This is a genomic window from Actinoplanes sp. NPDC051405, assembly GCF_055586185.1.
Genome location: NZ_JBVJIR010000007.1, coordinates 278,212 through 291,164, shown reverse-complemented (window position 1 = coordinate 291,164; position 12,953 = coordinate 278,212). Strand labels below are relative to the sequence as shown.

Below are 12,953 nucleotides of genomic sequence, written 5' to 3'. Positions count from 1 at the left end.
CGTCAGTTACGGCGTGAATCCGGTGTGGCGGGCCACATCGGCCTGGCACTCCCTCAACGGCCGAGTCGTGTCGACGATCAGCCGCTCGTCGGTGCGCGGCTCATAGCCGTCCGCCGTCAGCGGGATGAGCAGGTCCGGCTCCCGCTCGGCGATCCGGTCGAGCCGGGCCGCGTCCGGGCACGAGGTCTCGATCACGACGTGCCGGGCCTGCACCGACCGGGCCAGGTCCCGCCAGCCGAGGCGGGCCGCGTCCACCGGGTTCACCGCGTCCGCGATCACTGTGAGCCCGCGCCGGAGGTGGCTCGCCGCCACGTCGTGGGCGATCGAGTACGCCGCCACCCCGGTCTGGCCCGCCGTCAGCCCGTTGCGTCGCATCGCGCCCTCGATCTCGTCGATGCGCAGCCACACCGCGCCGCTGCAGTTCGCGAGATGAGCGGCCAGTGTGGACTTGCCGGTGCCCGGGAGTCCACCGAACTCGATCAAAGTTCCATTCGTCATACAGCGTGTATAGTGACTCGCTATACACGGCGTCAAGCTTTCGGGGGATCGACCATGCGACGAGCCGACGCCACCGCAGCGACCCGGCAGGCGGTCATCGCCGCCGCACGGGAGTTGCTTGCCACCGTGCCGTGGCGGGAGTTCACCCTCGAAGCCGTCGCCACCCGGGCCGGGGTCACCCGGGTCACCGTCTACAACCAGGTGCGCAACAAGGCCGGGCTGCTCGACGCGGTGCTCACCGAGCTGACCGGCCGGGCCGGCATGGATCAGCTGCTGACGGCGTCGCGAGAGCTGGGCCCCGGCGAGGCGCTGGCCTTCGTCGTGGAGCAGACCTGTCGCTTCTGGCACGGCGAGCGCCCGGTGCTGCGGCCGCTCTTCGGGCTGGCCGCGGTCGACGCCGGCATCGCCGCGCATCTCGCCGGGCGCGAGGAGCGGCGGCGCGAGCAGTTCCGGCGGTTGCTGCCCGGGCAGAGCGAGGCGGTGCTGGCCGGGGTGGTGGCGGCGACGTCGTTCCCGGCGTACGACGCGCTCGGGGTGGTGGGTGACGATCCGGTGCAGGCCGCGGGGCTGGTCCGGCGGATGGTGCACGGCCTAGTGTCGAACGGGTGATCGCACGCATGTGGCGTGGCTGGGTCGCCACCGACCGGGCCGCCGAATACGTCGCCTACATCGAGGACACCGGCATGGCCGCCTACCGCGGCACGCCGGGCAACATCGACGCGCAGATGTGGACCCGGGACCTGGGTGACGGCCGCACCGAGGTGGTCACGCTGAGCTGGTGGGAGTCGATCGAGGTGATCCAGGGCTTCGCGGGCTCGGACATCTCCCGGGCTGTCTTCTATCCCGAGGACGACGAGTTCCTGATCGGCCGCGAGGAAACGGTCGCGCACTACACGGTGACGTAGGGCCCGGGCCGGAAGATGCGCTTAAGCCATCCGACCCGTGCGGCCCGGGCCTCGCGGGAGAGCTGCGCCTCCGGGACCAGGTGGTCGAACGCGTGGAATCCGCCCGCCCACACGTGCAGGTCGGCCCGGCCTCCGGCCGCCCAGATCCGCTGGGCGAAGGTCACGTCCTCGTCCAGGAAGATGTCGGCCGTGCCCACGTCGATGAAGGTCGGAGGCAGGCCCGACAGGTCGGTGGCGCGCGCCGGCGCGGCGTAGGGCGAGACGTCCGGGCCGCCGCGGGCGGCCCCGAGCAGGGCGGTCCAGCCGGTCAGGTTCGAGACCGAGCTCCACGTGTCGTACGGGCGCACCGGCGCGTCCACCCTCCGGTCGTCCAGCATCGGGCACATCAGCAGCAGCCCAGCCAGATCCGCACCGCCGCGGTCGCGGTGCAGCAGCGCTGTCCCGGCCGCGAGTCCACCACCGGCGCTGGTGCCGGCCAGCACCACCCGGCCGTCGATGCCCAGCTCGTCCCGGTGAGCCAGGGTCCAGGTGAGCGCGGCGTGACAATCCTCAACACCCGCCGGGTACGGGTGCTCGGGCGCCAGCCGATACGCGACCGAGACGAGCACGACACCGACCCGCTCGACCCAGTCGAGGACTCCGGGCAGGTCACTCCGCTCGTCTCCGGCGATCATCCCGCCGCCGTGAAGGTAAAAGACCCCGGGCAGGGGCCTCTCCACCCCGGCGGGCCGGGCGATCAGGACGTTGGTCTCCCCCGCTTGCCGGGTCTCCAGCGTGATCCGGCCGTCCCGCGACAACAACTCGTCGGTGGGCCGCAGCTCGGCGCCGAGCGCCCGCCGGGCCGGCAACACGTCGAGGGTCAACGGCCGCGGAGTCGCCGCCATGATCGTCGGCAACGGCTCGCGCAGCTCGGGATCCACCGCCGCGAGATCCGCGCGATCAAGCGGCACGGTCTCGGCGGGAAGCTCTGCGGGCTGATCGGTCACCCCAGGAATCTATCCGCCGGGTACGACAAGAACGAGGCCGCGAACGCCCCGAAGTCGATGCGGACATCGGCCGGTAAAACCCAGCCAGCGCAGAGGGAGTGGAGGGAGAAACGCAGCCAGACCGGCACAGAAGGCCGGAGGAACCGGCGCGAGGAACCGGAGGGAAGAGCGGCCAAGCACGAACCCCGCAACAAGCCAGGAACGACCCCAGAACAGGAGCCACCCCCGGCGTCACCAACCGCCGAGGGCGACCCCTCATCCCACCGAATCAGCCGTCAGTAGCCAGCGCAGCCACCGGACTGACCCGCGAAGCCCGCCGAGCCGGCAACACCCCCGCCAGCGCCGTGAAGACAACCAGCGTCAGGAACACCGCCGCCAGCTGCCACACCGGCAAGGCCAGCGGAGCGTTCACCCCCAGAGCCTTGATCGACAGCCAGGCGTACGGGACTCCCAGGACCAGGCCGATCGTCGCGCCGATCACCCCGTACAGGCTCGATTCCGCGGTCAGCATCGCCCTCAGCCCGCCGCGGGACAGGCCCACCGCTCGCAGCAGACCCGATTCGCGGACTCGTTCCACCACCGACAGCGCTGTTGTCGTGCCCACGCCGACCACTGCGATCAGCACCGTCAGCCCGACCAGGCCGATCGCCACGGCCAGGACGCCGTTCAGGATCAGGTTGAACTGGTCCCGCTGGTCGGCCAGGACCGTGACGCCCAGGCCCGTCCGCCCCTGGACCAGCTGCTGCATGGCCTTCTGCCCGGCGGTACGCCCGTCCTCGCCCGACTTCGCCGCGTCCGCCAGCAGCCCGGAGTAGGTCGCCGGCGCTCCGAGCTTGCTCAGGTCGTTCGGGTCCAGCAGCAGGGACGACTGCAGCGGCCCGGTGTCGGGCAGGACCGCCGCGACTGTGACCTGGAGCTTCTTCTTGCCGCTGGTCAGCGTCGTGGTGTCGCCGACCGCCAGCCCCGACAGGTCCGTGGCGAAGCCGGAGATCGCCACCGCGCCGGGTTTGATGCCGGCCAGCGTGCCGGCCGACACGTCGATGTTCTTCATGGTCGGCAGCGCGTCCATGTCGAGGTCGGTGGCCTGCAGCTGCGACTCGTTGCCGCCGATCGTGACCGCGTCGAGGCGCCGGTACGGCGTCACGTGGGCCAGGTCGGGGCTGGCTTTCGCCTGGTCGACCAGGGCGGCCGGGACCCGCTCGTCGGCGTTGGCGGCGAGTTCGTAGTCGGCGGGTACGGCCGAGGCCATCTCGCGGTCGGCGAGCACCCGGACCGAGGCTCCGGTCACCACGACGCCGGCGATCAGCGTGACGCCGAGCGCCACCACGACCGACACCGCTGCGGCCCGCCGGGGCGCTCCGCCCACTCCTCCCACCGCGAGCCGGCCGACGGCGCCGAGCCGGCGCAGCGGCCAGCCCACCGTGGCCAGTACCGGGCGGACCAGGACCGGGCCCAGCGCCATCAGGGCGAAGAAGGCCAGCGCTCCGGAGATGACCACCGTGAGCAGCATCGGTGCGGGCGTGTAGTTCTTCGCGTCGCGGTCCGGCAGGTTGGCGATCACGTACGCGGCCGCGCCGGCCGCCATCAGCGTGAGCAGCAGCCCGAACGCCCAGCGCAGCTTGCCGATGTCGCGCCGGCCGCCGGTGGTGCTGGCCGAGCGCAGCGCCTCCAGCGGGGCCACCTTCGCGGCCGAGAACGCCGGAGCCAGCACGGCCAGCACGGTGATCAGCACGGACAGCAGGATCACCCCGGCCGCGGGCAGCACCGGGACGCCGGGCGAGGACACCGCGACGTCGAAGGCGCGCAGCACCGGCGGCAGGACGTGGCCGACGGCCAGGGCCCCCAGCACGCCGACCAGGCCGGCGACGAATCCGGTCAGTGCGCCCTCGGCGGCCAGCGCCCGGCTGATCGAGCCGCGTCCCGCGCCGACCGCCCGCAGCAGCGCCAGCTGGCGCATCCGCTGGGCGAACACGATGCGGAACGTGGAGGTGGCGACCAGCCCGGCGGCGACCACGGCGATGGCCACGAACATGCCGACGACGGCGAACAGCTCGTTGAGTTCGGACGCCGCGCGGTTCGCCTCGGTGGTGCGCACGTCCGCGCCGGCCCGGATCAGCGCGCGTTCGGCGCCCTCGGCCGGGGCCGGCATGCTCTGCACGATCCGGTCGAGCTCCGCGCGGACGGCGGTGGCGTCGGCTCCCGGGGCCAGGCGCACGTCCACCTTGTACAGGGTGGTGTCGGGGCTCAGCGCCAGGACGGCGGCCGTCGGGGCGTACGCGGTGAAGCCGTAGTCGTCGCGGGCGTCGGCCACACCGGTGACCGTGAGCCGCACGGGCTTCCCGGGCTTGCCGTCGTCGTCCCAGCTGGTGATCAGTGAGACGGTGCTGCCCACGGGCAGGCCCATCCGGTCCGCCGTGCGCGGGGTCACCGCGATCTCGCCCGGCGCGGACGGGTACCGGCCCTGGGTGACGTGGGCGACGGCCAGCGGGCCGCTGCCCGGGTCGGCCGTGATGTTGAGGTAGTCGCTGCCGGTCTGGCCGCCGAACTCCGTCCGCCCGGCCGCCTCGGCGACGCCGGGCACCGCCTGGAGCCGGGCCAGCTCGGCGCGGGTGATGGCCGGCACGTTGCCGGTGTCCGATTCCCCGCCGACGACCAGGTCGACGGCGGCGGGCGTGCCGCTGAGGCCGTCGAGCATGGTGCGCTCGGTGATCTGCTGGGCCAGCACGGTGGCGTAGACCACGAAGGACGCCACCAGCATGGCCAGCCCGGTGAGCAGCAGCCGGGCCGGACGCCGGGAGACGCCGGCCAGCTGGGTACGGAGCACGTTCATCGGTACGTCCCCAGGTGCTGCAGGGCGTCGGCGATCGACGCGCGGTCAGGACGGTCCAGTTCACCGGCCACCTTGCCGTCGGCGAGCAGCACGACCCGGTCGGCGTACGCGGCGGCACCCGGATCGTGGGTGACCATGACGATGGTCTGGCCGAGTTCGCGCACGGAGTCGCGCAGGAACGACAGCACCTCGGCGCCGGAGCGGGAGTCCAGGTTGCCGGTCGGCTCGTCGGCGAAGACGACCTCGGGGCGCGAGACCAGCGCCCGGGCCAGCGCGACCCGCTGCTGCTGGCCGCCGGAGAGCTCGCTGGGCCGGTGGGTGAGCCGCCCGTTGAGGCCCAGCACGTCGGCGAGGTGGGCGAACAGCCCGGATTCGGCCCGCCGGCCGGCCAGGTCCAGCGGCAGGGTGATGTTCTGCTCGGCGGTGAGCTGCGGGAGCAGGTTGAACGACTGGAAGACGAAGCCGATCCGCTCGCGGCGGACCCGGGTGAGGACCTTGTCGCTGAGCGTGGTGAGGTCGGTGCCGCCCAGCAGTGCCCGGCCCGAGGTGGCCGTGTCGAGCCCGGCCAGGCAGTGCATCAGCGTGGACTTGCCGGAGCCGGACGGTCCCATGATGGCGGTGAACTGGGCGCGCGCGAAGCCGACCGTCACGCCGTCGAGGGCGCGGACGGCGGTCTCCCCGCTGCCGTACACCTTGACCAGGTCCACGGCGGCGACGGCGGTCATGCCGTCATCCGGACCGGCCGTGAATGTCGTCGGCGCGGCGGCCGGGGACTGCGTTCTCATCAGGGGTCCTCCATTAGTCGGTGAAACTGGGAGCAGCCTGATGGTCGGGGGACACTGCGCACATCAGCCCGCAGCGGGGATCGGCAGCCGCGGCGGATCTGTCTTTCGGCCGATGGAGGCGCGTTGAGCAGCGGTTACGCTGGGTCACGATGTTGACGCGACCGAACCTGATCCGCCGTGGCGCTCAGCTGGCCACCCTGCTGGTGATGGCCATGCTGGGGCTGATCGACCTGGCCTCCGCCGTGTCCGCGGGCGGATTGCCGCTGGCCTTCGCGCTGTTCATCGGCGCCCTGTCGACGGCCGCCGTCTGGCTGCCCGCCCACCGGCAGGGTTCGGCCCGGCTGCCCAAGGCGGCCATGCTGCTGGCGGGGTTCTCCCTGCTGCTGACCATCGGGATCGGCGGTGCGTCGAGCGGCGTCGGCGGCAGCTTCGGCCTGGCCGAGTCGGTCGGGCTGCTCGCGGTCCTGTTCGTGGTGTGCCGGCGGGGCGACAGCCGGTGGGCGGTCGGCGCCGTGCTGCTGCTCGGCATGGCGATCGGGTTCATGCCGTTGCGGGCCGGCACCAGCGACGACTACGTCATCGCCGGCCTGGCCCTGGGGCTGGTCGCGACGGCGGTCATCGCCCTGGCGGTCTACCTGCGCATCATCGAGTCGACCCGGGTACGCGCGATGGACTCGGTCCGGGCCGAGCAGCGCGCCGAGTTCGCCCGGGACCTGCACGACTTCATCGCCCACCACGTCACCGGCATCGTCGTGCAGGCGCAGGGCGCGCGGTTCATCGCCGAGCAGGATCCCAAGCGGGTGCTGCTGGCGCTGGAGCAGATCGAGGCGGCCGGCGCCGAGACGATGGCCTCGATGCGCCGGATGGTCGGGGTGCTGCGTGACCCGAACGCCCGGCCGGACGCGCCGCTCGCGCCGCTGGCCGGGGTGGACGAGCTGGCCCCGCTGCTGGAGCAGTTCAGCAACGCCGGCGAGGTGCTCGCCCGGTTGCACGTGGACGGCAGCACGGCGGGGCTCCCGGTGGAGGTGTCCACGTCGGCGTACCGGGTGGTGATGGAGGCGCTGACCAACATCCGCCGGCACGCCAAGGACGCGCGGGTCGCGGACGTGTGGGTGCGCCGTACCGCCGATTGGTTGCTCGTCCGGGTGGCGAACGACGGCGCGGCGCCGCGCGCCGCGATGCCGCGCGAGGCGCCGGGGTACGGTCTCGTGGGCCTGACCGAACGGGTCCGCGCGGTCGGCGGTCGCATCACCGCCGGGCCGGGCATCGACGGCGGCTGGGTCGTCGACGCCGCCCTGCCGCTCGACCAGGAGGTGACGCGGTGATCCGCGTGATGATCGCCGACGACCAGGCGATGGTACGGACCGGCTTCGGCATGATCATCGGCGCGCAGCCCGACATGGAGCTGGTCGGCGAGGCCGCGGACGGCGTCGAGGCGGTGGCGATGGCCCGCAAGCTCAAGCCCGACGTGGCGCTCTTCGACATCCGGATGCCCCGGATGGACGGCCTGGAGGCCCTGCGGCTGCTGGCCGGCCCGGGCGTCGCGGATCCGATCAAGGTGGTCGTCGTGACGACCTTCGACCTCGACGAGTACGTGCACCAGGCGCTGCGCAACGGCGCGGCCGGCTTCCTGCTGAAGGACTCGGGACCGGCGCTGCTGGTGGAGGCGGTCCGCGCGGCGGTGTCCGGGGATGCGCTGATCAGCCCGTCGATCACCGTACGGCTGCTGGAGCATCTGTCCCCGCCGGCCCCGACCGGCGACGACGGCGGTCTGTCCCCGCGCGAGCTGGACGTGGTCAAGCTGGCCGCCCGCGGGTTGACCAACGCGGAGATCGCGACGCAGTTGTTCATCTCGGTCGGCACCGTCAAGACGCACCTGGGCAGCGTGCAGACCAAGCTCGGGGCCCGCAACCGGGTGGAGATCGCCGCCTGGGCCTGGGAACGCCGCCTGGTCGGCTGAGCGGCCCTACGGCACCACCTGCCGGACCAGGGTCTCGACGAAGTCCGGGGTGACCGGCTGCCCGGTGACCAGCACGCGGTAGTAGACCGGGCCGACCAGCTGGTCGACGGCCGCGTCGAGGTCCGTGTCCGCGGGCAGGTCACCGCGGGCGACCGCGCGTTCCAGCGGGCGGCGGTCGCGTGCCCGCTGGTGGGTGAGGTGCTCGGCGCGCAGCCGGGCCGCCAGTTCGGGGTCGTGCATCGCCTGCCCGGTGAGCGCGCGGAAGACCGCGCCGGCGTCCGAGTGGGTCAGGTACTGCGCGAGGTTCTCCAGGTGTGCGCGCAGGTCACCGGCCAGGCCGCCGGTGTCCGCCGGTTCCAGGTCCTGCGCGGCGTCGGCGGCGAACGCGTCGAACAGCACGTCGGTCTTCGAGGGCCACCAGCGGTAGATGGTCTGTTTGGCGACCCCCGCGCGGGCCGCGATGCCCTCGATCGTGAGCTGGGCGAAGCCCTTCTCGGCGAGCAGGTCGTCGGCTGCCTGCAACACACTCAGCCGGGCCTGCTCGCTGCGTCCGTGCCGGTTCCCGCGATGGTTCATGTTGTCTCCTCGGACTGCCGCGCACCTTGCCTGGACGCAACGTTGCGTCTAGTCTACCGCCATGCCCAACACACTGACCCGCGCCCCCGTTCCCGCGCTCCTGGAGCGCCTCTTCGACGCGGCAGCGCGCGACCCCGATCTGTGGCCCGCCGACCGTCCCTTCGTGACCGCGCCGCCGCAGGAGCGCGCGGACACACTGGATCAGGTCTACATGCCGATCTCGGCCCGCGGCGGCGACCTGCTCTACACCCTGGTACGCGCGACCCGCCCCGCCACGGTGGTCGAGTTCGGCACCTCCTACGGCGTGTCGACGATCTACCTGGCCGCCGGGGTCACCGACAACGGCAGCGGGCACGTCTTCAGCACCGAGCTGAGCGTCACCAAGGTGGCGGCGGCCCGGGCCAACCTGGCCGAGGCCGGGCTCGACCGGGCCGTGACGATCCTGCGCGGCGACGCCCTCCAGACGCTGGCCGCGGTGCCCGGTCAGGTCGACTTCCTGCTGCTGGACGGCTGGAAGGACCTCTGCCTGCCGGTGCTGCGGTTGCTGGAGCCGCGGCTCGCTCCGGGCGCCCTGGTGGTCGCCGACGACACCGGCATGACGAGCATGGCGCCCTACCTGGCCTACGTCCGCGACCCGGCCAACGGCTACACCACTGTAGACTTCCCGGTCGAGGACGGAATGGAACTCAGCTGCCGGACGTGGTGATCCAGTAGCGGCGCAGCCGGCCGATCTCGGTGTCGCGGATGTCCTCCAGTTCGCCGCCGTTGCGCTCGATCGTGCGGCGGGAGCCCTCGTTGGCCACGTTGCAGGTGACCAGGACGCGGGTCAGGCCGAGCTCGGCCGCGTACGGCAGGACCGCACCCAGGCCGAACGACGCCAGGCCGCGGCGGCGCGCCGACGGCCGTACGCCGTAACCGATGTGCCCGCCGGCCCGCAGCAGGAAGTCGTTGAGCTCGTGGCGCAGCGCGATCGCGCCGAGCACCTCGTCGTCCTCGACGATCCACCAGTACGTGCAGTGGACCAGGCCCTCCGGGACCGGCACGGCCGGGTCCGCCTCGCGCAGCAGCCGGCGCACCCAGGCGGCGAAGCCGTCCGGGCTGTCCACGTCGTCCCCCGGCCGCAACCCCGCACCGTCCTGGTGCACGCCGCGACTCCAGTCGTCGCGGGAGCGCAGCCAGGCTTTGTGCAGGCGGGCGGTAGGGGCGATGAGCTCGGCCATGCCCGCGACATTATCGGGCCGGTTGATCAGCCGGGAAAGGCATTACGGGCGTCGCCCGGCTCCAGGCGCTCCAGCAGGCGCCGGGCCATGGCGCCGAACTGGTCGAGCTCGGCCGGGGACAGCGCGTCGAGCACCAGCGTGCGGACGGCTTCCACGTGTCCGGGCGCGCTGGCCAGCACCTTCTCCCAGCCGGCGTCGGTGAGCACCGCGTTGGTGTAGCGGCCGTCGGACGGGCAGGCCTTGCGCTCGATCCAGCCGCGCGCCTCCAGGCGCTTGACCACGTGCGAGAGCCGGGACAGCGAGCCGTTGGCCAGCGCGGCCAGGGCGCTCATCCGGCGGGTCCGCTCGGGGGCCTCGGAGAGGTTGGCCAGCACGAGATATTCGAAGTGGCTCAGGCCCGAGTCGCGTTGCATCTGGGCGTCCAGGGCGGCGGGCAGTTTCAGCAGCAGGCCACCCACGGGCAGCCAGGCCCGCAACTCGTCGGGGCTGAGCCAGCGCGGCGGTTCGGCGGTCACCCGTCCATCGTACTGCTGGTTTGAAGCTTCAATATGGGCCGGACGGCCTAGGCGGCCAGGGCGAGCATGGCCTGGATCTGCGACTGCCGCTGGGCGGTCATCGTCTCGGCGAGGGCCTTGGCGGGCGGGTACTGCCCACCGGTCACCTCCATCCGGGTCACCTCGACACAGTTGTGCAGGTGGCCCAGGAGCAGGCTGACCGCCGTACGGTCGAAGTCGGCGCCGCGGGCGGCCTCGAGCTCGGCGATGTCGGCGGGCCGCAGCGAATGCAGGTCGCCGTGTCCGGCGTGGGCGCCGGCGGCCGGGTCGGCCGACGGCGGCTGCTGCCAGCCGGTCAGCCAGCGTCCCATGGTGGCCGCCTCGCTCTGCCACTGCCCGCCCAGCTCGTTGATCAGCGTGCGCACCCGCGGGTTGGTGGCCCGCCGCCCGGCCAGCGCGACGACCTGCTCACCCTGGCGGATGTAGTCGAGGCTCATCTGCAGGAACATCACGTCGGTGTTGTTGTACGCCGGTGGTGGCGGCTGCGCCGGATCGGCGGCACAGCCGGCCAGCGTGATCAGCATCAGCAGGGCGGTGGCCAGACGACGCACGGTGACACCTCCTCCGGTGCCGGACGGACGGGTCCACGCCGGTGGCCGTGGACCCGTCCGCGGGGCGTGGATCAGATGCGGGACCAGAGAGCCGGTACGTTCGGCGGCTCCCAGCCGGCCAGCGCGGTGTGCGCCTGCCGGCAGCTGTACGAGGCCCCGCCGTAGGTGACGACGTTGCCGGGCGAGTACGCGGTGCCGGCCCGCCAGGTGCCACCGGCCGGCGGCTGGGTCGTCGGCGGCGGCGTCGTGGGCTGGGTGGGCGGGGTGGTCGGCGGCGGCGTGGTGGGCGGCGGGTTGCCGCCACCGCCACCGATGTTCACGTCCACACAGGAGTAGAACGCGTTGATCGTGTCGGCGATGTTCCACCGGGCCAGCACGGTCTGCCGGCCGGTGAAGCCGCCCATGCTGACGGTGTGCGACTTGGTGGCCCCGGGCTGCGCGCCGCCGTCGTTGAAGGAGGCCAGCCGGGTACCGCCGATGAAGTACTCCCACGTGCTGGTGGAGTGCCGGGCGGTGAGCACCCAGTTGAACGTCACGGACGAACCGACGCTGGCGGCCGGCCAGTTGCGGCTGTTGTCGTTGAGGACGGCGAAGCGGCTGCCACCGCCGTTGCACTGCGTCGAGCCCTTGGGCGCCTCGACGCTCTGCGGCTCGTAGATGATGTCACCGCAATTGGCCACCGCGCCGCGGGCGCAGTTGGCCTGCCGGCTGGGCGGTGAGGAGATGTAGCCGTGTGCCGAGGCCGGCGCGACGGCGACGAACAGTGAGGCGCCGACCGTGGCAACGGTCAGCAGCGGCAGAGTGGTTCTTCTTCTCATGAAGCGCTCCTCTTCATGGGGGCGGCAGGCCGGAGTTTGGGGGAACCCGGCCTGCCGCGGGCACGCCGGCACCGCGCCGGAGAACCCGGTCGGTATCGACATTGCCCGATGGATGGAAGCTCCGTCGGCGATACGCCCAACGTAAGTTAAAGCTTGTTAACAGTAAAGAGAGCCAACGAAGTTTTTCGATACCACCGGGAAAGGGAGCGCTCTCTGGGCGTCAGCCGGCGCGCGCGATGCAGATCCGGGCCTGCAGGCGCGGCCCGGCCTCATAGAACATGTACGGCGTCCCGCCGTCGGTGCCGAACGACGGCGCGGCGGCGCGGCCGTTGTCGGAGGCGGTCGGGCTGTAGAAGACACCCAGATGGTTCTCCCGGTCGAAGGCGTTGCCGACCTCGGTGATCCGCATCCTGCCGTCGTTGCCGTGGTACGCCACGTACGTCGTGTTGTTGCGCTTGACCAGCGCCGGCGCGGCGATGTCGGTGAGGCCGTCGCCCTCCGGGTTGACCAGCGGGGTGGGACTGAACTGCCACTGGTCCCAGCCGTTGGGTGACCAGCCGTAGAAGATCCGCCGCCCGCTCTTCACGCCCATGAAGACCATGACGTACTTGTTGCCGCGCCCGGGCAGGGTGTGCTCGAAGACCCGGGCGTACGAGGTCTCCGACGTGCCCGGCACCAGCCGGGTGCTGAGGATCGGCGTCTCGTCCCGGAAATTGATGCCGTCCGCGGAACGGGCCACGCGGGTGGTTGTGTTCTCGCCGTGGAAGTAGCAGAAGAACTGCCGGGTGGCGGCGTCCCAGATGACGTGCGGGGACGACACATGGCTGACCGTCGTACTGGGCAGGACATTGTCGATCAACGGGTTGGCGGAGTATTCGGTGAACGGCCCGGCGAGCGAGTTCGCGTACGCGACACAGATGCCGCCCGGCTTCTCGTGCGGCGCGTAGTAGAGGTAGTACCGCGCCCGGGCGCCGCTGATCTTGTCGTAGACGCCGCGGATGCAGGGGAAGATGAACTCCCCGGTCGGGTTGTAGTTCAGCGGCAGCGTCAGCGCGTCACGGAGGTAGGTGTAGGTGGGCATGCCGGCCGGCAGAGCGGCCTGAGCCGCGGCGGGGGCGACGGCGGTGCCCGCCAGCCCGGCAGCGGCACCTTTCAACAGGGTGCGTCGATTCATGTCCGTGACGCTAAGCGGCCGCCGGCTGCTAATAGAACCACTGATAGTAAGGTAATTCGTATTAACCTCGATCCAACTCCTCAGACCTCCGCCCGG

Annotated in this window: 15 protein-coding genes; 5 read left to right on the top strand and 10 right to left on the bottom strand. The window is 72.0% G+C overall.

Going from position 1 to position 12,953, the window contains the following annotated elements; genetic code table 11:
* Positions 1-6 precede the first annotated feature (6 nt).
* Positions 7-498 carry a P-loop nucleotide/nucleoside kinase family protein gene (locus ACZ6S4_RS17885; protein WP_465475996.1) on the bottom strand — a complete coding sequence of 164 codons (492 nt, stop codon included), beginning with the start codon at positions 496-498 and terminating at the stop codon, positions 7-9.
* Positions 499-552: 54 nt separating this feature from the next.
* Between ACZ6S4_RS17885 and ACZ6S4_RS17880 the strand changes: the two genes are divergently transcribed.
* Entirely contained in the window at positions 553-1,107 is a 555-nt protein-coding gene (locus tag ACZ6S4_RS17880) for a TetR/AcrR family transcriptional regulator (RefSeq protein ID WP_465475995.1), read from the top strand.
* Positions 1,104-1,403, top strand: coding sequence for an antibiotic biosynthesis monooxygenase family protein (locus ACZ6S4_RS17875; protein WP_465475994.1), 300 nt, complete (start codon positions 1,104-1,106; stop codon positions 1,401-1,403). The genes ACZ6S4_RS17880 and ACZ6S4_RS17875 overlap by 4 nt, the downstream gene beginning before the upstream one ends.
* On the opposite strand, the gene ACZ6S4_RS17870 is transcribed toward ACZ6S4_RS17875, so the two are convergent.
* The 3 genes from ACZ6S4_RS17870 to ACZ6S4_RS17860 all read right to left on the bottom strand — a co-directional run bounded on the left by ACZ6S4_RS17870 (position 1,388) and on the right by ACZ6S4_RS17860 (position 6,004).
* The gene (locus tag ACZ6S4_RS17870) at positions 1,388-2,389 is read right to left on the bottom strand and encodes an alpha/beta hydrolase (protein WP_465475993.1); all 1,002 of its coding nucleotides are present in this window, start codon (positions 2,387-2,389) and stop codon (positions 1,388-1,390) included. The genes ACZ6S4_RS17875 and ACZ6S4_RS17870 overlap by 16 nt on opposite strands.
* Before the next feature lie 268 nt (positions 2,390-2,657).
* Entirely contained in the window at positions 2,658-5,219 is a 2,562-nt protein-coding gene (locus tag ACZ6S4_RS17865; RefSeq protein ID WP_465475992.1) for an ABC transporter permease, read from the bottom strand.
* Positions 5,216-6,004: an ABC transporter ATP-binding protein gene (locus ACZ6S4_RS17860; protein WP_465475991.1), complete on the bottom strand. Its 789-nt coding sequence runs from the start codon at positions 6,002-6,004 to the stop codon at positions 5,216-5,218. Before ACZ6S4_RS17860 ends, ACZ6S4_RS17865 begins: the two co-directional genes overlap by 4 nt.
* 149 nt (positions 6,005-6,153) lie before the next feature.
* Here ACZ6S4_RS17860 and ACZ6S4_RS17855 point away from each other — a divergent pair, with 149 nt between their 5' ends.
* Together ACZ6S4_RS17855 and ACZ6S4_RS17850 are read left to right on the top strand one after the other, a co-directional pair.
* Positions 6,154-7,329 (top strand): sensor histidine kinase, encoded by a 1,176-nt coding sequence (locus ACZ6S4_RS17855; protein WP_465475990.1) that lies wholly within the window; start codon positions 6,154-6,156, stop codon positions 7,327-7,329.
* Positions 7,326-7,964, top strand: coding sequence for a response regulator (locus ACZ6S4_RS17850; RefSeq protein ID WP_465475989.1), 639 nt, complete (start codon positions 7,326-7,328; stop codon positions 7,962-7,964). The genes ACZ6S4_RS17855 and ACZ6S4_RS17850 overlap by 4 nt, the downstream gene beginning before the upstream one ends.
* Before the next feature lie 6 nt (positions 7,965-7,970).
* Here ACZ6S4_RS17850 and ACZ6S4_RS17845 read toward each other — a convergent pair whose 3' ends face one another.
* Positions 7,971-8,540, bottom strand: coding sequence for a TetR/AcrR family transcriptional regulator (locus ACZ6S4_RS17845; RefSeq protein WP_465475988.1), 570 nt, complete (start codon positions 8,538-8,540; stop codon positions 7,971-7,973).
* Positions 8,541-8,601: 61 nt separating this feature from the next.
* Between ACZ6S4_RS17845 and ACZ6S4_RS17840 the strand changes: the two genes are divergently transcribed.
* A complete protein-coding gene (locus tag ACZ6S4_RS17840) occupies positions 8,602-9,246 on the top strand; it encodes an O-methyltransferase (protein ID WP_465475987.1) in 645 nt (214 codons plus the stop codon).
* On the opposite strand, the gene ACZ6S4_RS17835 is transcribed toward ACZ6S4_RS17840, so the two are convergent.
* The 5 genes from ACZ6S4_RS17835 to ACZ6S4_RS17815 form a co-directional block, all read right to left on the bottom strand.
* Positions 9,227-9,760 (bottom strand): GNAT family N-acetyltransferase, encoded by a 534-nt coding sequence (locus ACZ6S4_RS17835; protein WP_465475986.1) that lies wholly within the window; start codon positions 9,758-9,760, stop codon positions 9,227-9,229. The two genes, ACZ6S4_RS17840 and ACZ6S4_RS17835, sit on opposite strands and share 20 nt — an antisense overlap.
* A 26-nt stretch (positions 9,761-9,786) precedes the next feature.
* Positions 9,787-10,275 carry a MarR family winged helix-turn-helix transcriptional regulator gene (locus ACZ6S4_RS17830; protein ID WP_465475985.1) on the bottom strand — a complete coding sequence of 163 codons (489 nt, stop codon included), beginning with the start codon at positions 10,273-10,275 and terminating at the stop codon, positions 9,787-9,789.
* A 47-nt stretch (positions 10,276-10,322) separates the two neighbouring features.
* Positions 10,323-10,865 carry a DUF305 domain-containing protein gene (locus ACZ6S4_RS17825; protein ID WP_465475984.1) on the bottom strand — a complete coding sequence of 181 codons (543 nt, stop codon included), beginning with the start codon at positions 10,863-10,865 and terminating at the stop codon, positions 10,323-10,325.
* 71 nt (positions 10,866-10,936) lie between these two features.
* Positions 10,937-11,683 carry a lytic polysaccharide monooxygenase gene (locus ACZ6S4_RS17820; protein ID WP_465475983.1) on the bottom strand — a complete coding sequence of 249 codons (747 nt, stop codon included), beginning with the start codon at positions 11,681-11,683 and terminating at the stop codon, positions 10,937-10,939.
* A gap of 220 nt (positions 11,684-11,903) precedes the next feature.
* Complete coding sequence (locus ACZ6S4_RS17815; protein ID WP_465475982.1) at positions 11,904-12,857, bottom strand: hypothetical protein; 954 nt, start codon at positions 12,855-12,857, stop codon at positions 11,904-11,906.
* Positions 12,858-12,953 lie beyond the last annotated feature (96 nt).

Excerpts from the sequence above, each read along its gene's own strand:
- ACZ6S4_RS17885 (WP_465475996.1), bottom strand. The coding sequence starts at position 498 with ATGACGAATGGAACTTTGATCGAGTTCGGTGGACTCCCGGGCACCGGC.
- ACZ6S4_RS17880 (WP_465475995.1), top strand. The coding sequence starts at position 553 with ATGCGACGAGCCGACGCCACCGCAGCGACCCGGCAGGCGGTCATCGCC.
- ACZ6S4_RS17865 (WP_465475992.1), bottom strand. The coding sequence starts at position 5,219 with ATGAACGTGCTCCGTACCCAGCTGGCCGGCGTCTCCCGGCGTCCGGCC.
- ACZ6S4_RS17860 (WP_465475991.1), bottom strand. The coding sequence starts at position 6,004 with ATGAGAACGCAGTCCCCGGCCGCCGCGCCGACGACATTCACGGCCGGT.
- ACZ6S4_RS17855 (WP_465475990.1), top strand. The coding sequence starts at position 6,154 with ATGTTGACGCGACCGAACCTGATCCGCCGTGGCGCTCAGCTGGCCACC.
- ACZ6S4_RS17845 (WP_465475988.1), bottom strand. The coding sequence starts at position 8,540 with ATGAACCATCGCGGGAACCGGCACGGACGCAGCGAGCAGGCCCGGCTG.
- ACZ6S4_RS17840 (WP_465475987.1), top strand. The coding sequence starts at position 8,602 with ATGCCCAACACACTGACCCGCGCCCCCGTTCCCGCGCTCCTGGAGCGC.
- ACZ6S4_RS17835 (WP_465475986.1), bottom strand. The coding sequence starts at position 9,760 with ATGGCCGAGCTCATCGCCCCTACCGCCCGCCTGCACAAAGCCTGGCTG.
- ACZ6S4_RS17820 (WP_465475983.1), bottom strand. The coding sequence starts at position 11,683 with ATGAGAAGAAGAACCACTCTGCCGCTGCTGACCGTTGCCACGGTCGGC.
- ACZ6S4_RS17815 (WP_465475982.1), bottom strand. The coding sequence starts at position 12,857 with ATGAATCGACGCACCCTGTTGAAAGGTGCCGCTGCCGGGCTGGCGGGC.